Raw genomic sequence first — 22,477 nt, 5'->3', positions numbered from 1 at the left:
AGACCCTGTACACTTTGTGCACTTTCGACAATTTTAAAATTCATGCTCAGATCCAGTTCCTTTACGCCGGGCCGCCTGCTGACGGCCGCCCTGATCGTCGGGCTATGCGCGCTGGTGCTCGTGCGCAGCCCCGGTGTCCTCGCCGCCATGCCGCCACCTGTCTATCATGCGCTGATGGGCGGCCTGTGGGCGGCTGCCGCCACGGCGGTCGGCACCTTGCCGGTGCTGCTGTCGCAAAGTTTTTCGGCACGCACCTACGACGCCGCGCTGGGTCTGGGCGGCGGCATCATGCTGGCCGCCACGTCGTTCTCGCTGGTGCTGCCGGCCATTGCCGCCAGCAAGGGCGCCGGCAGCACGCCGATGGCAGCGAGCCTGATGGTGGGTGGCGGCATCCTGATCGGCATGCTGATCGTGATGCTGCTCGAACGCCTGGTCCGTTCCGACAACGTGCTCGACAACACCAAGTCCGACAACGCCAACACCCTGGTGCGGGCCTGGCTGTTTGTCGGCGCGGTCGCCATCCATAATATTCCCGAGGGCATGGCAATTGGCGTGGGCTACGCCGGCGTGGACCTGAGCAAGGCCAATGCACTGACCACCGGCATCGCCATCCAGGATATTCCCGAAGGCATGGTGGTGGCCATGGCGCTGCGCGTGGCCGGCTACGGCCGCCTGTTCTCGGCCGCGCTGGGTACCCTGTCCGGCGTGGTGGAACCGATCGGCGCGGTGATCGGCGCCCTGCTGATCGAAGCGTCGGCCGCCCTGCTGCCGTGGGGACTGGCGGGCGCGGCGGGCGCCATGTTGTACGTGATCTGCCACGACGTGGTGCCCGAGGCCCAGCGCCGCGGCAATTACGGTACGGCGTCGTTCTCGCTGGTGATCGGCTTCATCATCATGATGGTGCTCGATACGGCGATGGGATAACGACTTCGCGCTCGGAAGTTGATACTTTGATGCAATAACACAACGGGCGTGACACATTTCTGTTGTCGCCGTGTCAGCTTTGCTCTTGCAGGTGAATGCCCGGCGCTACACTGGCACCGCCCGCTTTACTGATGAGAGACTGACGATGAAGAATTCCACGCAAGAGCTGACCTGCCTTGACCAGGAAACCCGGCTGGCCACCGCCATGTCGGTGCTGGACGCCATCAACCGGGTGCAGGCAGTGATCGAATTCCAGCTCGACGGCACCATCGTGCACGCCAATCAAAACTTTCTCGCCGCCGTCGGTTACACGCTCGAGGAAATCGTCGGCCAGCACCACCGCATCTTCTGCGAACCCGGTTACGCCGCCTCGTCCGAGTACCAGCAATTCTGGCGGCACCTGGGCGATGGCGAATTCCACTCTGGCGAGTTCAAGCGCCGCGCCAAGGGCGGCAGGGATATCTGGATCGCCGCCTCGTACAACCCGGTGCTGGGCCCGGACGGCAAGCCGGTCAAGGTGATCAAGTTCGCCACCGACATCACCGCGCAAAAGATTGCTGCCGCCGAGTTCAAAGGCAAGCGCGACGCTGTCAACCGGGTGCAAGCGATCATCGAATTCGACCTGCTCGGCAGGATAATCACCGCCAACGACAACTTCCTCAATGTGATGGGCTATGCGCTCGAGGAAGTCCAGGGCCAGCACCACCGTATTTTCTGCGACAGCGCCTTCGTGCATTCACCCGAGTACCTGGCGTTCTGGGAGCGCCTGGAGCGCGGCGAGTTCAATGCCGGCGAATACCGTCGCGTAACCAAGAGCGGCAAGGACGTGTGGATACTGGCCTCGTACAACCCGATTTTCGATGCCGAGGGCAAGCCGGTGAAAGTGGTGAAATTTGCCACCGACATCACCGAGCAGAAAAAACTCAGCGCCGAGTCGCGCGGCAAGCTCGAAGCCCTCGGCCGCTCGCAGGCCGTGATCGAATTCGACATGCGCGGCCACGTGCTGTCGGTCAACCACAACTTCCTGCGCACCATGGGCTATACCGAGGACGAGGTGGTGGGCGCGCACCACAGCCTGTTCTGCGACGAAGACCTGGTCAAGAGCGCCCAGTACCGCAATTTCTGGGCCGCGCTGGGCCAGGGAGAATTCCAGTCGGGCCTGTTCAAGCGGCGCGGCAAGCACGATGCCGACATCTGGATCCTTGCCACCTACAACCCCATCCTCGACATCGACGGCAAGGCCTACAAGGTGGTCAAGTTCGCGATGGACGTGACCGACCAGGTGCAGCGCGAAATGCTGGTCAGCGAAAAGGTGCAGGCCATCTCCGGCGTGCTGAACAAGCTGACGCAATCGATCGGCGACATCGCCGACGGCTCGCAGGAAACCGCCGGCATCGCCGGCCAGACCCAGGTGGAAGCGGCCGACGGCAGCAAGCTGCTGGCCCGCTCGCGCGACGCCATCGTGGCGATCCAGAAGTCGTCCGGCGACGTCCGCGACATCATCGACACCATCAACGACATCGCCAGCCAGACCCACCTGCTGGCCTTCAACGCCGCCATCGAGGCGGCGCGCGCAGGCGAGCATGGCTACGGCTTTTCGGTGGTGGCCAACGAGGTGCGCAAGCTGGCTGAAAAATCGGCCGTCGCCACGCGCGAAATCGCCAAGCTGATCAACGACACCATTAACCGCGTCGATGACGGTACGCGCCTGTCCGGCGAGGTGGAAGCGGCGTTCGAACGCATCGTCAGGTCGGTGGGCAGGACCAGCGAATCGATCGGCCAGATCCACGCCGCCACCTCGGCGCAAGCAAACGCCACGCAGGATGCCTCGGCGCTGCTGACCGAGCTCGAAACCATCACGCCCAAGCACTGACATGGCAGCCGTGCGCGAGCAGGCCTCCCCGACGGTTCAACTGGCAGTGGCCACGGTCGGCGCGGTGGCGGTGGGCGTGCCGGTGGCGGCGGTGCTGCAGGCGCTGCCGCTGGCCAGCGCCCTGCACCCGCTGCCGCGCCGCCAGAGCGCGCTGTGCGGCGTGGCCGAGCACGCGGGGACGCTGGTGCCGGTGGTGGACCTGGCGCAGTGGGTGGACGTGGGCAGCGCAACGCAGGCAAACAACAGGACGGCGCGCATCCTGGTCCTCGGCGATGGCTGGCGCACCATCGGCTTGCGCGTCGATGCCCTGGTGGGACTGGCCGACGTGCCGGCGCCCACGCGGCTGCTGCACGACGACGCGCCCGAGGAGGTATTCGATACGGTCGTCAAATCCGCTGAACTCGACCGGGTGATCAGCGTGCTCGATGTGGGACGGCTGCTGGCGCTGGCTTGTGCCTGGCATGGCGGCGATAATGCGCCAGCGCCGTCAGACGCTGGAGACACAAGTGTTGGAGCCCCAGCGAAGGCAGCTACCCTGCATGCATTGCTGGCCGTCGGCGACACCCGCATCGCCGTGCCCGCCGCCCAACTGGCGCAGGTGATCCGGCTGCCGGCGCTGCGGGCCATCGGCCCGGCCGGCGGCAGCAGCTATTGCAACTGGCGCGACCGCAATGTCGCCGTGATCGATACCGCCAGGTTACTGGAGCTGCCGGGCGATACGCAGCCAGCCTTGCTGGCCATCGTCGAACACGGCGAACTGGCGCTGGGCTTGATGGTACACGCGGCTCTCGAGTTGTGCATGCTCACCGCCCCGGACGGTCCAGCCGGCAGCGTGGTCGCCACCACAGCAATGGGCGCGAATGCCGGCGCGGTCGTCACCACCGTGATCGGCGCAGATGGCGGCGCCATCAGCGTGATCGACATCGCAGCACTGCTGGCGCGCGTACCGGAAGCTTCCATCAGCCGCGCCACCGCGCCTGCATCCGGCGCAGTGGCAACGACGGCCGCAGTGCAGCGCGTCAACAGCAACGCCTACATCGTCTTCCAGACCGACCAGCACCACGCCACGCCCATCGAGCCGGTCGAGGAAATCCTGGCGCTGGCAACCGCCCACATGGACGCCGCAGAACACCTGCTGCCAACCATCGCCTGGCGCGGCCAGGCATTGCCGCTGGTGGACCTGCGCCCGCGCGGCACGCCCACGCCGCCGGGCAGCGGCGCGCGCATCATCGTTGTGCGCGGCATGGACGGGTGCACCGGCTACGTGGTGAAACACGTGGCGCTACTGATCCCGCCCAACACGGGAAAGCTGTACCGCATGGCGCTGGCCGGAACAGGACTGGTGGAGTTCATCACCACCGGCGTCGCCCATGAGCAGGCCAGTTACCGCACCATGGACCTGGCGCGGCGCACCGCAGCCAGCTGACTGGCAGCCAGCGCAGCCAGCTCTGCGGACACCCATCGCGCCGGGCTCAGCCTGGCCTACTTCTCCATGAACGCATCAAGCATTGGCATCGGCTTGCCCTTGTAATCGAATGCGCCCATCGGATAGCCCTTCCAGTCGTACGCCTGCGGCTCCCAGTAGAATGCGCCCACGCCCATGCCGTTGTTGACCGCGCGGACCTTGGCCAGCAGGTCGGCAATGATGGTCTTGCCTTGCGGGTGGTCCCACGGCGCGCCTACTTCGGCCAGCATCACCGGTTTTTTGTACCGGGCGGTGACATCGTTCATGGTGGTCAGGCAGGCGGCCGTGGCGGCTTGCCAGGTCATGTTCTTGGCCGTGGTCGGGTATGACGACGCGCCGATGATGTCGAACTTGCCGCCGTTCTCGACCAGGCCGTCGAAGTTCCAGCGGAACTGCGCGCCGTCATGGCAGTTATCGACGTGGACGATCACCAGCGCCTGCGGGAATACCTGCTTGACCGCGTCGTAGCCGGCGGTGACGAAGCGCGCGTAGTTCTTCATGTTCTTGCTGGCCTCGCCCTCGGGCCACAGCATGCCGTTGGTGGTCTCGTTACCGACCTGCACCCACTCGGGCGTGATGCCGGCGTCGCGCAGCGCGGTGAGCGTGGTGCGGGTATGGTCGGCCACGGCGGTGGCCAGCTGATCGACGCTGTAGTTCTGCCACGCGACCGGCTTGAACTGCTTGGCCGGATCGGCCCAGTCGTCGCTGTAGTGGAAGTCGATCATCAGCCGCATGCCGGCCGCCTTCACGCGTTTGGCTTTCACCAGCGTGTCGCGCAGGTTGTTGTAGCCGTCCACCGGGTTGACCCACACGCGCAGGCGCACCGAATCCATGCCCTGCTCCTTGAGCGTGGTAAGCAGGCTTTGGCGCTTGCCGTCGCGGTTGAGCATGTTGCGGCGTGCGTCTTCCATCTCGGTGATCCAGCTGATGTCGGCGCCCTTGGCGAAGGTGCCCGGCTCGGCGGCGGTGGCGTGGTGTACGCCGCTCAGTAACAGGCTGGCAAGCGCAGCGCGAAGGATGTTTTTCATGTCGTCTCTCTGGATGTTGGTATGGGTAAAACTAGCGATATGCTACGGACGGGCGCGTCGCGGGACCAATCATTTTTCCACGAAAATGTATACAGAAATCGCATGACGCAAATCCAACATTGTCGGTTGCGTATTTCATTTCCCAGGACTACTATTCACCGGTCGTCGCCACCTGACCGACCTCGGCTTCCCCCAAGCCCTCGTCGTTAAGGCTGCAGGTACGCAAGGTGCCTGCTTCAGTTTCCGCCATGCGCGGGCTGAACGTTCCCGTTTTCCATGCTGTCGCAATGCGCGCGAAAACGGTCCATATCATTTATATAAAAATTAGTGGAGACACCAATGAAACTCGCTTTAACGCTACTTGCCGCTGCTGCAGGCTGGCTTGCTGCAGCCAACGCATCCGCCGCCACCGACGCTGTCACCCTGACCGGCGCCAGCACGCCGCTGCAGACCGCCCAATACGGCGTGCGCAATTACTCGGCGCCGGTCCTCACCGACGGCAAACACTCGCCTGCCAACTACATGGCCGCGCCGGCGCTGCCGGTGTGGCGCTTCGCCCAGGCCGATCCGACCGGCGGCGTGCTCACCTTCGAGCGCCAGCCGGCGCCATCGAACGGCTGGCATTCGTGGTCGCGCAAGGGCGCAGTGCTGGTGACCGGCGGCGGCGCCGCGCGTGCCGACCGCGTGTACACCGTGTACAACGGCCAGCAGCTGGTGGCCGCCATCAACCAGGCCGGCAACGAGCCGAAGATCATCCGCGTGGTCGGCCACATCGACCTGCGCTGGAGCCAGAACAACACCGTGTTCCGCGAATACACGAGCTACCGCGACCAGAAGTTTGGCGGCTCGATCAGCCTGCCGTCGAACACCACGCTGGTCGGCATCAACGACGCGCAAGGCCGGCCGGCACGCATGACCGGCACGTCGATTCTGATCGGCGGCGAGCTGGCGCTGACCGCCACCGGCGACGAACAGGCCGATTTCAAGAAGTGGATTGCCGACGGCAAGGACGGCGACGACTACCCTACCTGGACCCGCAACGTCATCGTGCGCAATATCGCCTTCGACACGCCGTGGGATGTCAACCCGGAAGACTCGGCCAACGCCTATGCGGACGGCATCACGCTCTCGCGCGCGCAAAACATCTACATCTCGCACCTGTCGATCAGCGACGGCGACACGCCAGACTCGCTGGCCGGGTCCACCAACAAGACCCGCCACGACGGCGCGCTCGACGTGGTGCGCGGCAGCGACTACGTCACCATCGCCAGCAACGTCTTCAACAAGCACGCCAAGACCACGCTGGTCGGCAATGGCGATGCGGGGCGCGCCTGGAGCGACGAGGGCCGCATGCACGTGACCTTCTCGGGCAACTGGTACGACGGCGCCAGTACGCGCCTGCCGCTCAACCGCTACGGCCAGGTGCACATGTTTAACAACCTGATCGCCGGCAGCACCAGCACCAAGGACAGCGACGTCAAGTTCGAAGGCGGCACCGACGCGCGCTACCGCTCCAACATGCTGCTGGAGAACCACTACTACAACTTCACCGGCCTGAAAGTGACGGAGGTGTGCGGCAAGGCGATCAAGGGCAAGGACTTCATCGGCTTCCGCTCGTCGGGCCACATCTTCACCAGCGACAAGTCGGGCACCAGCGCCATCGACGGCCAGTGCGGCTACGCGCCACCGACCGGCAACAACGTGTGGACGCCACCGTACACGTACACGCTGCAGACGGCAGCGGCCACGTTGACGTCGGTACCGGCCAATGCCGGCGCGGGCAAGCTGCCGTGACGTGAAATGAAAAACGGCCCGCGTGGTAAGCCCGGGCCGTCTTTATTTTCTGCTGCGATGTCAGTTAATCGTGGAAAGCTTCTACTACCTTGCGCTTGCCCAGCATGAACGCATCGGCCACATGGCGCAGCGGGGCCACATCGACGTCCGACCTGCCAGCCTTGACCAGGTCGGCGAACACGCGGTACAGCGACGGGTACTCGGCTTCCTTCTCCAGTGGCTGCTCGACATCGTTGATCCACAGGCGCGAGCCGCCGTCGGACAGTTTCACTTGACCCTGGGCGGTTTCCACCAGGATGTCCCAGCTTTGCTTGCCGGTCTGGCGCCAGTCGAATTCGGCGTGCACGCGCAATGCGCCCGCGCTCTGGAAATGCAGGTCGGCGGCGATCGGCGCTTCGCGGTTGTCCGGGAACTCGAGGCTGGCGCCGGACAGGAACACGCGCTCGGGCAGGATCTCGGTGACGATCGACAGCGCGTTGATGCCAGGATCGAACACCCCGAGGCCGCCCGCTTGCCAGATCCATTCCTGGTTCGGGTGCCAGTGGCGTACGTCTTCCTTCCAGATCACATGCATGCTGCTGGGCGCATGCTCGGCCAGGAAGGCCTTGGCAGGCTGTACGCCCGGCGCGTAACGCGAGTGCCAGCTGGTAAACAGCGTCAGGCCCTTCGACGCGGCCAGCGCTTCGAGGTCGGCTACCTCCGACAGCGTGGCGCCAGGCGGCTTTTCCAGGAACACGTGCTTGCCGGCGGTGAGCGCGGCGTGGGCGGCGCTGTAGCGGTACTGCGGCGGCATGCACAGCGAGACAGCTTCGATTTCCGGCATCTGCGCCAGCATCTCTTCGATCGATTTAAAGCCGGGAATGCCGTCGACAGTATTGTTACGGCTGGCCGAGGCGATCAACTGGTAATCGGGATTGGCGGCAATCGCAGGCAAGTGCTGGTCGTGCACGATCTTGCCGACGCCGACGATGGCGAGTTTGATAGCGGACATGGTGTCTCTTTCTAGATGTGAGTGAGGCGCAGTAATGCAAGCTACCGCTATGCTAAGTGAGGCCGCGATGCCGGACCAATGACTTTTGCACGGTTATACATAACCAAAACGATATGCCAATTTGCTCTGGCAACTTTTGAAAAACGTTGCTACAATAGCGCCCCATGCGGGAGTAGCTCAGTTGGTAGAGCGCAACCTTGCCAAGGTTGAGGTCGAGAGTTCGAGACTCTTCTCCCGCTCCAGTTTTCTTCCGGAAGGCTGGGTTGGCGCAGTAAATAGTTAGTCTGCAATTCACTCCAATGCGGGAGTAGCTCAGTTGGTAGAGCGCAACCTTGCCAAGGTTGAGGTCGAGAGTTCGAGACTCTTCTCCCGCTCCAGTTTTATCCCTCCCCTATTCGATCAAATCCGCGCCTGTTTCCATCGGGTGATGTCTTTTTGCGACTGTCGCCGTTACATTAACTAAATTTAATCAATCGCACACGCCCATTTAAGCCCTCACCCGGCATAGTACCGTGCGACCAGAAATACTTCGACCGCTACGACCATATTGCCAACTGGACCGACCAATGCCCCTGACCACCCTTGCGCGCCGCTCCGTGCTCGCTGCTGCCGTTACCACCGTCACGCTCACCCTCGCCGCCTGCGGTGAAGACAAGAAACCCGCGCCGCCGCCCGTTCCCGAAGTAACGGTGCTGGCCGTCAAACATGACAGCGTGCCGCTCAAGGTGGAACTGCCCGGCCGCACCGCGCCGTTCCTGCTGGCCGAGGTACGCGCGCGTGTCGATGGCATCGTGCAGGAGCGCCGCTTCGTGGAAGGCGCTGACGTCAAACAGGGTCAGCCGCTGTACATGATCGACGCCGCACCGTACCGCGCGGCACTGGCCAGCGCCGAGGCGACCTTGCAGCGCGCACAGGCGAACCTGACGTCGAGCAGCGCGCAGCTGGACCGCTACAAGGTGCTCGTCGGCGGCAACGCGGTCAGCAAGCAGGCGTTCGACAACGCCGAGGCGGCGCAATTGCAGGCCGCCGCCGACGTGGCGTCGGCCAAGGCGGCCGTCGCCACCGCCAAGATCAACCTCGGTTACACCAGCGTGGTCGCGCCGATCAGTGGCCGCAGCAGCGTGTCGCAGGTCACGCAAGGCGCTTATGTGCAAGGCGGCTCGGCCACCCTGCTTACCACCATCCAGCAGATCGACCCGATGTATGTCGATTTGCAGCAGTCGAGCGTGGAAGGACTGGCGCTGCGCCGCGATATCGCCGCCGGTGCGCTCAAGCTCGACGGCGCCAACCACGCCACCGTCACCCTCAAACTCGAAGACGGCACCACGTATAAACGCACCGGCTCGCTGGAATTCTCCGGCGTGACCGTCGATCCGGCCACCGGCTCGGTCACCTTGCGCGCCAAGTTCCCCAATCCCGACCACCTGCTGTTGCCCGGCATGTATGTGCGCGCCTCGGTGAGCCAGGGCGTGCGCCCGGACGTGATGCGCGTGCCGGCACCGGCCGTCACCCGTAACGCGCAAGGCGAAGCGACCGTGATGCTGGTCGGCGCCGACAACAAGCTGGTGCAACGCACCATCGAAACCGGTGCGCTGGTCGATGGTCACTGGCTGGTGGAAAAAGGTTTGCAGGATGACGAACGCATCGTCACCAGCGGCATCCAGAAGCTCAAACCGGGCGCCGTGGTCAAGGTGCGCGCTGCAGCACCGGCAACTGTGGCCAACGGCGCCGCTGCCGGCGGTGCTGCGACCACGCCGTCCGCACCTGCGGCTGCCGCTGCGGGAGCCGGCGCCACCGGCGCCGCCGCCCCTGCCGCCGCGCACTAAGGGACGGTCCGACAATGCCTAAATTTTTCATCCAGCGTCCGATCTTCGCGATCGTCATTGCGCTCCTGATCATGCTTGTCGGCGGCATCTCGCTGTTCAAGCTGCCCGTCGAGCAATATCCGCCGGTCTCGCCGCCCACCGTGCAGATCCAGGCCACCTACCCTGGCGCCTCCGCCGAGACCATGCAGAACACCGTGGTGCAGGTGATCGAACAGCAGATGACCGCGATCGACAACCTGCTCTACATGACGTCCACCAGCGATGACACCGGCCAGTCCACCACCACCATGACGTTTGCTGCCGGCACCGACCCGGACATCGCCCAGGTGCAGGTGCAGAACAAGCTGCAATCGGCGGTGCCGCGCCTGCCCAACGATGTCCAGCAATCGGGCCTGCGCGTCAGCAAGTCCACCTCTGACTTCCTGATGGTGGCGGCGTTTGTCTCCGACGACAACAGCATGACCAAGTTCGACATCGCCAACTATGTGGCCTCGAATATCCAGGATCCGCTGTCGCGCATTCCCGGCGTGGGCAGCATGAACCTGTTCGGCACCCAGTACGCGATGCGCATCTGGCTCGATCCGATCAAGCTGCGCAGCTACTCGCTCACGCCGCTCGACGTCAACGCCGCGATCCAGGCGCAGAACGTGCAAATCTCCGGCGGCCAGCTGGGCGGGTCGCCCGCCGTGCCGGGCCAGACCCTGAGCGCGACCATCAGCGAGGCAAGCCTGATGCGCACGCCCGAACAGTTCAAACGCATCCTGCTCAAGGTGCAGCCCGACGGCGCGGCGGTGCGCATCGGCGACGTGGCGCGCGTGGCGCTCGGCCCCGAGAACTACAACGTCGATGTGCGCATCAGCGGCAAATCGGCATCGGGCCTGGGCATTTCGCTGGCGCCCGGCGCCAACGCGCTGACCACGGCCGACGCCGTGCGCGCGCGCCTGGACGACCTGAAAGCCTACTTCCCGCACGGCCTGCGAGTGGTGTACCCGAACGACATCACGCCGTTCATCAAGGTGTCGATCCACGAAGTGGTAAAAACCCTGATCGAGGGTATCGTGCTGGTATTCCTGGTGATGTATCTGTTCCTGCAAAATATCCGCGCCACCCTGATCCCGTCGATCACGGTGCCGGTGGTGCTGCTCGGGACCTTCGGCATCATGTCGGCGCTCGGTTTTACCGTCAACACGCTGTCGATGTTCGGCCTGGTGCTGGCGATCGGCCTGCTGGTCGATGACGCCATCGTGGTAGTGGAAAACGTCGAGCGGGTAATGCACGAGGACGGCCTGGGTCCGTACGAGGCCACCGAAAAAGCCATGGGCCAGATCACCAGCGCGCTGATCGGCGTGGCGCTGGTGCTGTCGGCCGTGTTCGTGCCGGTGGCATTTTCCAGCGGCACGGTCGGCGCGATTTACCGCGAGTTCTCGCTCACGGTGGTGGCCTCGATGCTGTTGTCCGTCTTCGTGGCGCTGACCCTCACGCCCGCCTTGTGCGCCATGCTGCTCAAGCGCCCGGACCCGGACCACCACGAAAAGAAAGGCTTCTTCGGCTGGTTCAACCGCAGCTTCGACAAGAGCCGCGACCGTTACCTGGGCAGCGTGGGCAGCATCATCCGCCGCCGTAGCCTGTGGATGACGCTCTACGCGGTGATGATCGGCGTGGTGCTGTTCCTGTTCCTGCGCCTGCCCGGCGGCTTCCTGCCCAAGGAAGACCAGGGCTATATGTTCGTGCAGGTGCAGACTCCCGCCGGCAGCACGCTGGAAACCACCGGCAAGGTGCTCGACGAGATCAGCAACTACCTGCTGACCGACGAAAAAGCGATGGTCGAATCTACCTTCATGACCAACGGCGCCAGCCAGCCGCAGCGCGGCCAGAACCAGGGCCGCCTGTTCGTGCGCCTCAAGCCATGGGACGAACGCGAAGACGACAAGCTCAGTGTGACCGCGCTCAGTGAACGCATCTCCGCGCGCTATGCGAACTTCCAGGGCGCGCAGATCACGGCGGTGGAGCCGCCCGCAATCCGCGGCCTCGGATCGGCTTCCGGCTTCTCGCTGCAATTGCAGGATCGCGGCAATGCCGGCCACGAGGCACTGGCCAAGGCCCGCGACCAGTTGCTGGAATTGACCAGGAAGGAACCGGCCCTGGGCCGCGTGCGCTACACGGGCCAGGCCGACAACGCGACCTACAAAATCAATATCGACCGCGAAAAGGCGGCGGCACTGGGCGTGAGCCTGACCGATGTCGATCAGACCTTCTCCACTGCCTGGGGTTCGCGTTACGTCAACAACTTCTTCGACACCGATAACCGCATCAAGCGCGTGTATGTGCAGGCCGATGCCCAGTTCCGCATGAACCCGGACGACATCAAGCTGCTCTACGTGCGCAACAAGGCGGGCGACATGGTGCCATTCTCCGCGTTTGCCACTGCCCAGTGGTCGTGGGGCGCGCCGGCCATGGCGCGCTACAACGGCATCGAGTCGGCCGAGATCCTCGGCCAGCCGGCGCCGGGCCACAGTACCGGCGAAGCGATGAAAATCATGGAACGCCTGGTCGCCCAGCTGCCCGAAGGTTTCGGTTATGAATGGAGCGGCATCTCGCTGCAGGAATCGCAGGCCGGCGCGCAGGCGCCGCTGCTGTACGCGCTGTCGATCCTGGTGGTGTTCCTGAGTCTGGCCGCGCTGTATGAAAGCTGGTCGATTCCCGTATCCGTCATCATGGTGGTGCCGGTGGGTGTGCTTGGCGCGCTTGGTGCGGCCACCATGTTCGGGCTGGAAAACGACGTGTTCTTCCAGGTAGGCTTGCTGACGACGATTGGTCTCTCGGCCAAGAACGCGATCCTGATCGTGGAGTTTGCGCGCGAGCTGCAAATCCAGGGTTACTCCATTCTCGATGCAGCGATGGAATCGGCCAAGCTGCGCCTGCGTCCGATCATCATGACGTCGATGGCGTTCGTGCTGGGCGTGCTGCCGTTGGCCATTGCCAGCGGCGCCGGCGCGGCCAGCCAGAACGCGCTCGGTATCGGCGTGATCGGCGGCATGCTCACCGCCACCTTCGTGGCGACGTTCCTGATCCCGCTGTTCTTTGTCCTCATCGCGGGCAAGATCAAGCAGCGCAAGCCATCCGAAGATGGACCGCCGATTGCCATGGCCGCCACACCGGAGGCGCACTGAGATGAATACGACTATTAAAACATTGATCCTTGCCGTGGGCGCGGCGGTGGTATCGGGCTGCGCCTTGCAGCCGGCCTACCAGCAACCGGCCACCAGCGCCACGACCACCACGCCGGTCTACCCAAGCGGTGCGGCCTACGCGGCGCCGACCACGTCGAACGCCACCGCTGCCGCAGACACGGGCTGGCAGGACTTCCTGGTCGATGAACGCCTGCACACGCTGGTGCGCCTCGCGCTTGACAACAACCAGGACCTGCGCGTGGCGCTGCTGCGCGTAAGCCAGGCGCAGGCCGCGTTGCAATTGCAGCGCGCGGCCGCCCTGCCCACCTTGAACGCCGAAGCTTCCGGTGCGCGTTCGTCCAGCACGGCCAATGCCGCCAACACCCGCAACACCACGCAAAGCAATTCGGTGATGCTCAATACGGCGTGGGAGCTCGACGTGTTCGGCCGCCTGCAAAGCCTGAGCGACTCCGCGCGCGAACAGTACCTGGCCAGCGCCTACGGGCGCCAGGCCGCGCATATCCTGCTGGTGTCGCAAGTGGCCGAGCAATACCTGACCATGCTGGCTTACGACGAACAGCTCAAGGTGACCGACGAAACCTTGGCGGCCGCGCGCGAATCGTACCGCATCGTCAAGCTGCAATACGACACCGGCACCACGTCGGAACTCGACGAATCGCTGGCGCAGGTGACCTTGCAGCAGGCCGAGGCCAACCACGCCGCGCAAGTGCGCCTGCGTGCCCAGGCCGAAAACGCGCTGGTGCTGCTGCTCGGTCAACCGCTGCCCGAGAACCTGCCTGCCGCTGTGCCGCTGGCGCAGCAAACCATGCTGGCCGATATTCCGGCCGGCCTGCCGTCCGACCTGCTGCTGCGCCGTCCCGACGTGCAGCAGGCCGAAGCCCTGCTGCGCGCCGAATACGCCAACATCGGCGCTGCCCGCGCGGCCTTCTTCCCGCGTATCAGCCTGACCGCTGCTGCTGGCACGGCCAGCAATTCGCTGGGCGGCCTGTTCAAGGCCGGCTCCGGCGCCTGGTCGTTCGCGCCCGAACTGCTGCTGCCGATCTTCGACGGCGGTGCGCGCCAGGCCAATCTCGATACGGCCCGCATCAACCGCGATATCGGCGTGGCCGAGTACCGCAAGAGCGTGCAGACGGCGTTCCGCGAAGTGGCCGACGGCCTGGCCGCGCGCGGCACCTACGATCTTGAACTGGCCGCCCGCCAGCGCAATGTCGATGCCCAGCAGCGCCGCGTGACGCTGGCCGAACTGCTGTACAACAACGGCATCAACGACTACCTGAGCGTCCTCACCGCCAAGACAGACCTGTACAACGCCCAGATCAACCTGATCACGGCGCGCCAGAACCGCCTCAGTTCATTGGTGGGTTTGTACCGCGCCCTGGGCGGCGGCTGGATCGAGCACACGGGCGATGCGCCGGCGGCGGCCGACAGCGGCGCACAGATTCCCGCATCGTGATGGCGGGTGGAGGACAGCGGTGAAACTATTACTGGTCGAAGACAATGAACGCGTGGGCCGCTTCGTCAAGAAGGGGCTCACCGAGGCCGGGCACACAGTGGACCATGCCGACAACGGTAAAGATGGCATGTACCACGCGGTGAGCGAGCCGTACGACGCCATCATCATGGACCGCATGCTGCCCGGCGGGATCGACGGCCTGTCGATCATCGAAGCGCTGCGCATGCACGGCAACCGCGTGCCGATTCTGATCTTGTCGGCGCTCGACGGCGTCGATGACCGCATTCGCGGCCTGAAAAGCGGCGGCGACGATTACCTGATCAAGCCATTTGCGTTCGGTGAGCTGCTGGCCCGCCTCGATGCGCTGATGCGGCGGTCGCAAAGCGTGTCGGTGGAGACCACGCTGGCATTGGGCGATCTCACCATGGACCTGCTGGCGCACAAGGTGGTGCGCGCCGGTAAGCCGGTGGCCTTGCAGCCGCGCGAATTCAAGCTGCTCGAGTACCTGCTGCGCCATGCCAACCAGGTGGTCACGCGCACCATGTTGCTGGAAAACGTGTGGGACTACCACTTCGACCCGCAGACCAATGTGATCGATGTCCACATCAGCAAGCTGCGGCAAAAGATCGACGCCGGCTTCCCCACCCCGCTGCTGCGCACCGTGCGCAACGCCGGCTACATGCTGACCGACCACGAATAACCACGCACCATGCTGAAACTGCCCGGCTTTTCCGCCCGCACCATCGCCATCGGCTACGCCGCCATCAGCCTGCTGGTGCTGGCGATGTTTGCCGGGCCGCTGTGGTGGGCGTGGAACACCAATATCGAGCAGGTACGCACCGAGCTGCTGCAAGCCGATTCGCGCCGCATGTGCAACCTGTTTGCCCGCAATGGCGCCTTCGCACTGGCGGCCGCCATCGACAGCCAGGTGATGGGTACCAACGACGGCGTGCGCAAGATCATCCTGTTTACTGCCCCCAACGGCGTCAAGCTGGCCGGCAACCTGCCGCGGTGGCCGGCCAATTTGCCGCGCGTCGATGGCAGCAGCTCGGCCACCATCGAGGTCGATGGCATGCCGCGCCGGATCGAGATGGTGCAGGTGACGCTGAAAGACGGCCACCGGCTGCTGGTCGCGAGCAATCTCAATCGCTTCGACGTGCTGGAGCGCCTGTTCATTTACGGCCTGCTGGGCTGCGCCATCGCGGTGCTGCTGGTGGCGGCGCTGGGCGGCATGATGATACGGCGCGCCCTGCTCTCGCGCGTGCAGAACATCAGCCAGACCACGTCCGCCATCATCGAAGGCCAGCTCTCGCGCCGCCTGGAAGAACCGGGCGACGGCGACGAACTGCAACTGCTCACGCAGACCGTCAACCGCATGCTCGACCAGATCGAACACCTGGTGACCGGCGTGCAGGACGTCTCCAACGCCATTGCGCACGACCTGCGCACGCCGCTGTCCGAACTGCGCGCGCGGCTCGAGGAACTGTCGGTGGGCCGCCCGTCCGACGAGGAGACGTATGCCGAGATCGACGCGGCGATCAACGATGTCGATCGCGTGATGAGCATCTTCAACGCCTTGCTGCGCCTGGCCGAAATCGACAGCGGCAGCCGCCGTGGCGGTTTCGTCGATGTGGACCTGGCGCGCCTGGGCGCCGAGGTGGCCGAGTTCTACCTGCCGGTGGCGGAGCTGAAAGACATCGCACTGAGCTTTACGCCCACTGGCAACCTGCACACGGTGGGCGACCCGGTATTGCTGGCGCAGGCGCTGGGCAACCTGGTGGAAAACGCATTGAAGTATGCACCGGAAAACGGCGTGATCGCGATCACCGCCCGCCGCCTGGCCGACGACACGCTGGAGCTGGTCGTGGCCGACAACGGCCCCGGCGTGGCCGAGGACGAGCGGCCGAAAGTGATCGAGCGCTTTTACCGGGGCGACGCCAGCCGTGGCACACCTGGCGTGGGACTGGGGCTGTCGGTAGTGTCGGCAGTGGCGCGCCTGCACGGCGGCAGCCTGGCGCTGGCTGATAACTTGCCGGGGTTGAGGGCGACGTTGCAGGTGGCGGTTCAGCGGATGTAATGTGAGCGCGCCAAGCGGCGAACGGAACAGACATCACGCCGGCTCGACCTGTGCAGCATCCCGCTCGGCCAGCAGAGCAAACTGCTGCTCGCGCGACTGCAAGTCGGCAAGCTTTTGGGTCAGACCAATTTTGGTGTCCGCTGTCATGCGCGCGGAAGTTGACATTCCAGCGATCAATGCTTCGATGTTGGAAGCGTTTTTGACAGCCTGAAATATTTTGTCCTTTTGGATGAATACCCACGCATATTTTTTGCGGCTCAGCAGCTCGAACACGTTGGCAAGTGTGCCGGTGCTTTTGGTGTCCCATATCATGAAACCGCTGTCGGCCGCCTCTGCCATAGCAAGGTCCTTGGCGGTAAAGAAGGCACGCGTTCCGGGCTTGTGATAAGTCGTCACGTTATGCACGTGCCAACCGCCAACGTTATTGCGTGGGGTATCGCCGGTACAAAACACCGTCACCTTGCTGTAGGCCTGATCATGCAGAAAACGCTGGATGGACGAATCGACACCATCGGCATCCCCCACGAGCACGTCGTGGCCAAGACTGATGATATTCATCAGACGTTCCTGAACTTTAAAATCCAGACTTTTGATCGTGATCGAACCCGCAACAAAAACGGTGGCCATGACTACCTCCAAGTCAACGTAGCGACATAAATATCCGCTATTTTCGCATAGGTGCGTAGCACACGGCACGCGGCATCGAGCGAGGCGCCACTGTGGTAGAGGTCATCGAGCAGCAACACGTTCCACCTGCCCATGGTTGTAATGGCAGGATACAACGTGATCTGATTGACCAGCGCAGCATCTTTTTCCGCGCGCGTTTGAAGGTTCTTGAGCGAAGTTCCGCCGGGTGCCTTGACAAGCATATCGTCGAAGACTGGCTTGTGGAGCAGTGTGCCTAACGCTTTAGCCACAGAGGTGACAGGCTGTGAAGGGCGTGGATTGCTGGCAGGCATGGGGACGATCAAACCAAACGACGGAATTTTGGGCACAATGTGGTCGGCGACAGCTTTTGCAAGTGGATGAACGGCATTTTGATCATCACGGTATTTCAATTGAAAAACAGCTTCGCCAGCTTCCGTCCTTTTTGTATCGAACTGCATATGTCCGTGCTCGTTTTCACCAATCGGGGTACTGTAAAGCGAGTGTTTGTCGAGAGCGTAACCGTGATCGAACTCTCCAAAAATCTGTTTGATATTGACTTGCATAAAATCCCTCTGTTGTTTAAAAAAAGAAATTTTATGAGCTTCAGAGCAAAATATTCAATCACCTGAGGAGGTCAATTAAACATCTTTTGATACACATCAACGTCCCTTCGGATATTTGTCATCACCGTAGAATTGACGCAATGATGTTAGGTTTGAATTCCGAAAACCGCTGGCATATGACCTGGCTTTACGTCAGCGATGCCAAACCCCGCAGTAACAAATCCACGCCAACCAAAAAATCCTCGCGGTCATCATGCACCCGCAACTGCCCCGCCACGCTGCGCGTAAAAGGGTACAGCGCCGGATCGAGCTGGGTCCAGGCGTCTGCCACGGCGGCTAAAAATTTACTGCGGTCGGCTCCCTGCGAGCGCGCCAGTTGCGCGTTGGCGGCGTTTTGCCCGCTCACGCCCAGGATGTAGTTGACCAACGCGCAGGCGCTGGCCCAGCGCGCCGGCTCGGGTACGCCCAGCGCGCTGATCTGGCGACCCACGCACTCCAGAATACGGACCACCGGCATTTTTCCACCAGACTGGATCAGCGCGGCGCCGGCCCAGGGGTGGGCGTCCATCGCATCGAACAGCGCCAGTGCCACGGTCCGGATTGCCGCCTGCGGCGTGGCGCCGTCCTCCGGCGCCATGACGGTACGCGCCACTATGGCGTCGCACGCAGCGGTGAGCAGGTCGGCCTTGTTGGCGATGTGGCCGTAAATCGCGCCAGGACCGGTGGCCAGCTGCGCCGACAAGGCCTGGAAGGTCAGCCCGCGCTCGCCCTCACGGTCGAGCAGATCGATGGCGGCCTCGATGATGCGTTCGCGCGACAGCGAGTCATCGCGCCGCGCCCTGGTGACGGTTTTTTTGTTCATCCCGCATCTTGACACACTTGGAATAACATTCCAATATAATGGAACATCATTCCAATGGAAAACTCATGCAACCACAGATCATCATCATCGGCGCCGGCCTGGGTGGGCTGATGCTGGCGCGCGTACTGCACGTGCACGGCATCGCCGCCACCATTTACGAAGCGGAGGCGTGCCCGGACGCCCGCGTACAGGGCGGCCTGCTCGACATTCACGAATACAACGGCCAGCTGGCGCTCAAGGCTGGCGGACTGTACGAGCGATTCCTGGAAATCGTCATTCCCGGCGCCGACGCCAAGCGGGTGGTCAGCACCGCCGGCAAGGTCCTGCTGAACCGCCCGGATATCGTGCACAGCGGCCGGCCCGAAGTGGACCGGGGCGCACTGCGGCGTATCCTGCTCGATTCGCTGCCGCCGGAAAGCATCCGTTGGGGCCACAAGCTCGCCAGTGCGCGCGCACTCGGCGGCGGCAGCCACGAAGTTACCTTCACCAACGGCGCCACGGTCACTGCCACCATGCTGGTCGGCGCCGACGGCGCCTGGTCGCGCGTGCGGCCACTGGTGACGACGGCCGTACCAGCGTACAGCGGCACCTCGTTCGTTGAAATCACGATGGCCGATGCCGAGCGCCGGCATCCGGCCAGTGCCAAGCTGGCCGGCAACGGCACCATGATCGCCACCGCGCCCGGCCAGGGCATCTTCACGCACCGGCACGGCGACGGCACCTTGCAAACCTATGTCGCCCTCAATCGTTCCGAACCATGGTTTACCGCCATCGACTTTTCCGCCCCCGCGCAGGCGACAGCCCTGCTCGCGCGCGAGTTCGACGGCTGGGCGCCGGCACTCACCACCCTCATCACCGGCAGCGACAGCGCACCGCTGCTGCGCCCCATCCACGCGCTGCCGGTCGGGCACCGCTGGCACCGCGTGCCAGGCGTCACCGTGCTTGGCGACGCGGCCCACCTGATGTCACCGTTCGCCGGCGAAGGCGCCAACCTGGCCCTGCTCGACGGCGCAGAACTGGGCCAGGCGATTGCCGCCAGTCCCCACGACCTGGAAGCAGCCCTGGCCAGTTACGAGACAGCGATGTTCGCGCGCAGCGAACCGTGCGCGCACGAGTCGGCGCAGAATATGGCGATGTTTTTCGATGCACAGGCGCCGCGCGGGGTACTGGAGCTATTTGGTGGCTTCGCATCTGCATGCTGATCAACCGGACGGAAAAGCCTTCGTCGTGACGACGATCGCACCACCAACCTGGCCAAACACCGCCTCAAGCCACCTTGACCTGCCCCAAAGGCGATCGCTGCTTCCACCGCCCCACCCTGGCAACGTGGATCCCCCAGGCGATCAGCAATGCCGCCAGCGCGATCCCCAACGCCAGCGCACACCATTTCAGCCACACGCCGTGTTCAAGTCCTGCGAGCAGCAACCACACCACGGCGCCCCAGGCGAGGCAGCTGACGCCTTGCAGCGTGCCGCCCACGCCGCCGCCGCTGCGCTGGAAGTCGGCGCGGGTGCCTGGGCGGCCGCTCCACATGACGATGATGCCGCTGGCCAGTGACGACAGCAGCAAGGCGATCAGGGTTACCACGCCCATCACCGGCTGGTGCAGCGCCAGCCACAGCACCGGCAGCAGCACCAGGGCCAACGGCGGCACGGTCGCCGCCGCCAGCTTGGCGCGGCGCATCAGGCTGGCGCTGCGCGGGGCGCTGGCCAGCAGGTCCGGCGCATCTTCGGCGGACATGATGATCCAGGCCAGCGAACCGGCCAGCGACGCGCACACGAAGACCAGCGAGGCGCCGGCCGCGTGGTTGATGGTGGCGGAATTTTTAAAAATGATGAATCCCAGCGGCAGCATGTACAACAGGCGCAGCAGCACTTGCGTCAGCAGGCGGGTATCGCGCGCGATCAGGCGCCATTCCTTGACCATGGTCGCCCACACCAGGCCGCGACCGAAATTGAAACGCGGGCCGCCGGACGGCGCTGCCGCCGCCCTGCCCGACCCCGCCGCCTGCTGCACGCCGCTGACAAAAAAGCCCCGGGTTGTGCGCGTGGTGAAAAAGAACAGCGCCACGCCGGCCGCCAGCAGGCCGGCCAGCGGCGCCGGCTGGCCCAGCACGGCGTGGCCGAGCCACAGCACGCCCGACCAGTCGCCATGCAGCAGTTCCTGCAAGCGCGCGCCCAGCTCGTTGCGGCTATTGGCCGCCTGCGACAGCAGGAATACCAGCGCCCCCGCCACGGCGGACAGCACCTGCACCAGCACCTTGGTGCGGCGCGCACCGATCAGGCGCACCAGGATCAATGTGAGCAGCATCGCGCAAGACGATACCAGCAGCGCCAGCGCAATCACCACCACGTACAGCGCCAGCCATTGCGGATGGCCGGTCAGCAAGCCCATGTTGGCCAGCGGCGCCAGGAAGAACAGGAAGATGCCGGCCACGCTGACCACGATGCCCAGCAAGCGCGCAAAGAAAATGCTCTTGGCCGGCAACGGCGACGACAGCAGCAAGTCCAGGTCGCCCCGCTCGAACAGCGCGGCCACGCTGCCGCGCAAGGCCGTCGCCAGCATCAGCGTCACGCCCACCAGCAAGGCGGCGGTGGCCAGGATGGCCGCCAGCGCCGGCGTCGGGCCATGGCGATGGATGAGAGGAATGAGCAGGTATGCGCCCCAGTGCAGAAGCAGTTGCAACACCACAGTGAGTGACGTGCCGAGCCAGCTGGCGCTGATCTTGCCATTGGCGCGCAGCTTGCGGGTGGCGCTGAAATACATGCGCACTTCGTGGCGCAGCAGCCACCAGGTACCGCCCGGGACGCCGTTCAGTGCACCGTTCAGCTTTGTCATGCCGGCTCCCCGGTCAGTTGCAGGAACACGTCCTCCAGCGTGCCAGCGGCGCCCAGGCCAGCGAGTGCGCGCAGCTCGTCCAGCGTGCCCTCGGCAATCAGGCGGCCGGCACGGATCACGCCGATGCGTTCGGCCAGGCGCTCGGCCACCTCCAGGATGTGGGTGGTAAGCACCACGGTGCCGCCATCGACCACGTGCTGTTGCAGCAGGTCCTTGACCTGGCGGGCGGCGGCGGCGTCGAGGCCGGTGAGCGGTTCGTCGAGGATCAGCAGTTGCGGCGAGTGAATCAGGGCGCCGGCCAGCGCCAGCTTTTGCTTCATTCCGCGCGAAAAACCCTCGGTCAGTTCGTGCGCGTGCTTGGTCAGGTCGAGCCAGTCGAGCAGGTGGCGCGCGCGCGGCTCGGCCTCCGCCGCACCGATGCCCCACAGGCCGGCCACGAATTCCAGGTACTCGGTGGGCTTGAGCTTGGCGTACACCATCGGCTCGTCCGGCAGGTAGGCCAGGTGGCGCTTGGCGGCGGCCGGGTCGTGCAGCATATCGACACCCAGCACCTCCACGCTGCCGCTGTCGGGCGCCAGCAGGCCGGTGGCCATGCGCAAGGTGGTGGTTTTGCCCGCGCCGTTGGGGCCGAGCAGCGCATAAAACTCGCCGCGGCGCACCGCCAGGTCAAGGTGATCGACAGCCGGGCGGCCGAACGACTTGGACAGGGACTGCAGGCGGAGGGCATGGTCGCGCATGGCGGAATCGGTAGTTTATTGATAACAAGCAATATTGACGCATGCGGTCACTGATGTCCAGCACAAAATTATTCAATCGGCAAGTTGAGCCATGTTGTTGCGCTCGACGATCCGGGTTTTTACTTACTGAATGATTAAATTGCCGCGATTAGCCCTCTGTCGAGCACGGAATTTGCACAAACTACACGTGGAACGTCTAAAATATTC

17 protein-coding genes and 2 tRNA genes are annotated in these 22,477 nt (G+C 64.1%); 12 read left to right on the top strand and 7 right to left on the bottom strand.

Annotation, left to right across the window (positions count from 1 at the left end; translation table 11 throughout):
* Window positions 1-42 precede the first annotated feature (42 nt).
* The 3 genes from ASF04_RS17385 (at window position 43) to ASF04_RS17375 (ending at window position 4,223) form a co-directional block, all read left to right on the top strand.
* Window positions 43-924 (top strand): ZIP family metal transporter, encoded by an 882-nt coding sequence (locus ASF04_RS17385; protein ID WP_056144246.1) that lies wholly within the window; start codon window positions 43-45, stop codon window positions 922-924.
* Window positions 925-1,069: 145 nt separating this feature from the next.
* Window positions 1,070-2,797, top strand: a complete 1,728-nt coding sequence (locus ASF04_RS17380; protein WP_056144243.1) for a PAS domain-containing methyl-accepting chemotaxis protein — start codon at window positions 1,070-1,072, stop codon at window positions 2,795-2,797.
* Between the two features lies 1 nt (window position 2,798).
* Window positions 2,799-4,223 carry a chemotaxis protein CheW gene (locus ASF04_RS17375; RefSeq protein ID WP_056144240.1) on the top strand — a complete coding sequence of 475 codons (1,425 nt, stop codon included), beginning with the start codon at window positions 2,799-2,801 and terminating at the stop codon, window positions 4,221-4,223.
* 56 nt (window positions 4,224-4,279) lie between these two features.
* Here the strand turns inward: ASF04_RS17375 and ASF04_RS17370 are convergent, their stop codons facing one another.
* Window positions 4,280-5,290, bottom strand: a complete 1,011-nt coding sequence (locus ASF04_RS17370; protein ID WP_056144238.1) for a glycosyl hydrolase 53 family protein — start codon at window positions 5,288-5,290, stop codon at window positions 4,280-4,282.
* A gap of 339 nt (window positions 5,291-5,629) precedes the next feature.
* Between ASF04_RS17370 and ASF04_RS17365 the strand changes: the two genes are divergently transcribed.
* On the top strand, window positions 5,630-7,084 hold the full coding sequence (locus tag ASF04_RS17365) for a polysaccharide lyase family 1 protein (RefSeq protein ID WP_056144234.1): 1,455 nt from the start codon (window positions 5,630-5,632) through the stop codon (window positions 7,082-7,084).
* A 64-nt stretch (window positions 7,085-7,148) separates the two neighbouring features.
* Here ASF04_RS17365 and ASF04_RS17360 read toward each other — a convergent pair whose 3' ends face one another.
* Complete coding sequence (locus tag ASF04_RS17360; RefSeq protein ID WP_056144231.1) at window positions 7,149-8,075, bottom strand: Gfo/Idh/MocA family protein; 927 nt, start codon at window positions 8,073-8,075, stop codon at window positions 7,149-7,151.
* A 166-nt stretch (window positions 8,076-8,241) separates the two neighbouring features.
* On the opposite strand from ASF04_RS17360, the gene ASF04_RS17355 reads away from it, so the two are divergent.
* From ASF04_RS17355 to ASF04_RS17325, 7 genes are all read left to right on the top strand, one after another.
* A tRNA-Gly gene (locus tag ASF04_RS17355) sits at window positions 8,242-8,317 on the top strand.
* A gap of 59 nt (window positions 8,318-8,376) precedes the next feature.
* Window positions 8,377-8,452: transfer RNA gene (locus ASF04_RS17350), tRNA-Gly, on the top strand.
* Between the two features lie 189 nt (window positions 8,453-8,641).
* On the top strand, window positions 8,642-9,901 hold the full coding sequence (locus ASF04_RS17345; protein WP_056144229.1) for an efflux RND transporter periplasmic adaptor subunit: 1,260 nt from the start codon (window positions 8,642-8,644) through the stop codon (window positions 9,899-9,901).
* 14 nt (window positions 9,902-9,915) lie between these two features.
* Entirely contained in the window at window positions 9,916-13,071 is a 3,156-nt protein-coding gene (locus ASF04_RS17340) for an efflux RND transporter permease subunit (RefSeq protein ID WP_056144225.1), read from the top strand.
* A gap of 1 nt (window position 13,072) precedes the next feature.
* Entirely contained in the window at window positions 13,073-14,545 is a 1,473-nt protein-coding gene (locus ASF04_RS17335; protein ID WP_056144222.1) for an efflux transporter outer membrane subunit, read from the top strand.
* Window positions 14,546-14,564: 19 nt separating this feature from the next.
* Window positions 14,565-15,245, top strand: a complete 681-nt coding sequence (locus ASF04_RS17330; RefSeq protein WP_019922278.1) for a response regulator transcription factor — start codon at window positions 14,565-14,567, stop codon at window positions 15,243-15,245.
* Window positions 15,246-15,254: 9 nt separating this feature from the next.
* A complete protein-coding gene (locus tag ASF04_RS17325) occupies window positions 15,255-16,622 on the top strand; it encodes a HAMP domain-containing sensor histidine kinase (RefSeq protein WP_056144220.1) in 1,368 nt (455 codons plus the stop codon).
* A gap of 33 nt (window positions 16,623-16,655) precedes the next feature.
* On the opposite strand, the gene ASF04_RS17320 is transcribed toward ASF04_RS17325, so the two are convergent.
* From ASF04_RS17320 to ASF04_RS17310, 3 genes are all read right to left on the bottom strand, one after another.
* Complete coding sequence (locus ASF04_RS17320; protein WP_056144217.1) at window positions 16,656-17,249, bottom strand: hypothetical protein; 594 nt, start codon at window positions 17,247-17,249, stop codon at window positions 16,656-16,658.
* Window positions 17,250-17,251: 2 nt separating this feature from the next.
* Window positions 17,252-17,833, bottom strand: coding sequence for a ComF family protein (locus ASF04_RS17315; RefSeq protein WP_056144213.1), 582 nt, complete (start codon window positions 17,831-17,833; stop codon window positions 17,252-17,254).
* Between the two features lie 187 nt (window positions 17,834-18,020).
* The gene (locus tag ASF04_RS17310; protein WP_056144210.1) at window positions 18,021-18,695 is read right to left on the bottom strand and encodes a TetR/AcrR family transcriptional regulator; all 675 of its coding nucleotides are present in this window, start codon (window positions 18,693-18,695) and stop codon (window positions 18,021-18,023) included.
* A 65-nt stretch (window positions 18,696-18,760) separates the two neighbouring features.
* Between ASF04_RS17310 and ASF04_RS17305 the strand changes: the two genes are divergently transcribed.
* Window positions 18,761-19,897, top strand: a complete 1,137-nt coding sequence (locus ASF04_RS17305; protein WP_056144207.1) for an NAD(P)/FAD-dependent oxidoreductase — start codon at window positions 18,761-18,763, stop codon at window positions 19,895-19,897.
* Window positions 19,898-19,961: 64 nt separating this feature from the next.
* Here the strand turns inward: ASF04_RS17305 and ASF04_RS17300 are convergent, their stop codons facing one another.
* Both ASF04_RS17300 and ASF04_RS17295 read right to left on the bottom strand, forming a co-directional pair.
* A complete protein-coding gene (locus ASF04_RS17300; RefSeq protein ID WP_056144203.1) occupies window positions 19,962-21,533 on the bottom strand; it encodes a hypothetical protein in 1,572 nt (523 codons plus the stop codon).
* The gene (locus ASF04_RS17295; RefSeq protein ID WP_056144201.1) at window positions 21,530-22,270 is read right to left on the bottom strand and encodes an ABC transporter ATP-binding protein; all 741 of its coding nucleotides are present in this window, start codon (window positions 22,268-22,270) and stop codon (window positions 21,530-21,532) included. The genes ASF04_RS17300 and ASF04_RS17295 overlap by 4 nt, the downstream gene beginning before the upstream one ends.
* Between the last annotated feature and the right edge of the window lie 207 nt (window positions 22,271-22,477).

This window comes from Duganella sp. Leaf61 (genome assembly GCF_001421905.1).
Lineage (GTDB): Bacteria > Pseudomonadota > Gammaproteobacteria > Burkholderiales > Burkholderiaceae_D > Rugamonas > Rugamonas zoogloeoides.
This window is presented reverse-complemented; position numbering and strand designations above follow the sequence as displayed.

Bases quoted from the DNA above. Each gene is read 5' to 3' on its own strand.
- ASF04_RS17385 (WP_056144246.1), top strand. From the start codon at position 43: ATGCTCAGATCCAGTTCCTTTACGCCGGGCCGCCTGCTGACGGCCGCC.
- ASF04_RS17380 (WP_056144243.1), top strand. From the start codon at position 1,070: ATGAAGAATTCCACGCAAGAGCTGACCTGCCTTGACCAGGAAACCCGG.
- ASF04_RS17375 (WP_056144240.1), top strand. From the start codon at position 2,799: ATGGCAGCCGTGCGCGAGCAGGCCTCCCCGACGGTTCAACTGGCAGTG.
- ASF04_RS17370 (WP_056144238.1), bottom strand. From the start codon at position 5,290: ATGAAAAACATCCTTCGCGCTGCGCTTGCCAGCCTGTTACTGAGCGGC.
- ASF04_RS17365 (WP_056144234.1), top strand. From the start codon at position 5,630: ATGAAACTCGCTTTAACGCTACTTGCCGCTGCTGCAGGCTGGCTTGCT.
- ASF04_RS17360 (WP_056144231.1), bottom strand. From the start codon at position 8,075: ATGTCCGCTATCAAACTCGCCATCGTCGGCGTCGGCAAGATCGTGCAC.
- ASF04_RS17345 (WP_056144229.1), top strand. From the start codon at position 8,642: ATGCCCCTGACCACCCTTGCGCGCCGCTCCGTGCTCGCTGCTGCCGTT.
- ASF04_RS17340 (WP_056144225.1), top strand. From the start codon at position 9,916: ATGCCTAAATTTTTCATCCAGCGTCCGATCTTCGCGATCGTCATTGCG.
- ASF04_RS17335 (WP_056144222.1), top strand. From the start codon at position 13,073: ATGAATACGACTATTAAAACATTGATCCTTGCCGTGGGCGCGGCGGTG.
- ASF04_RS17325 (WP_056144220.1), top strand. From the start codon at position 15,255: ATGCTGAAACTGCCCGGCTTTTCCGCCCGCACCATCGCCATCGGCTAC.
- ASF04_RS17320 (WP_056144217.1), bottom strand. From the start codon at position 17,249: ATGGCCACCGTTTTTGTTGCGGGTTCGATCACGATCAAAAGTCTGGAT.
- ASF04_RS17315 (WP_056144213.1), bottom strand. From the start codon at position 17,833: ATGCAAGTCAATATCAAACAGATTTTTGGAGAGTTCGATCACGGTTAC.
- ASF04_RS17310 (WP_056144210.1), bottom strand. From the start codon at position 18,695: ATGAACAAAAAAACCGTCACCAGGGCGCGGCGCGATGACTCGCTGTCG.
- ASF04_RS17305 (WP_056144207.1), top strand. From the start codon at position 18,761: ATGCAACCACAGATCATCATCATCGGCGCCGGCCTGGGTGGGCTGATG.
- ASF04_RS17300 (WP_056144203.1), bottom strand. From the start codon at position 21,533: ATGACAAAGCTGAACGGTGCACTGAACGGCGTCCCGGGCGGTACCTGG.
- ASF04_RS17295 (WP_056144201.1), bottom strand. From the start codon at position 22,270: ATGCGCGACCATGCCCTCCGCCTGCAGTCCCTGTCCAAGTCGTTCGGC.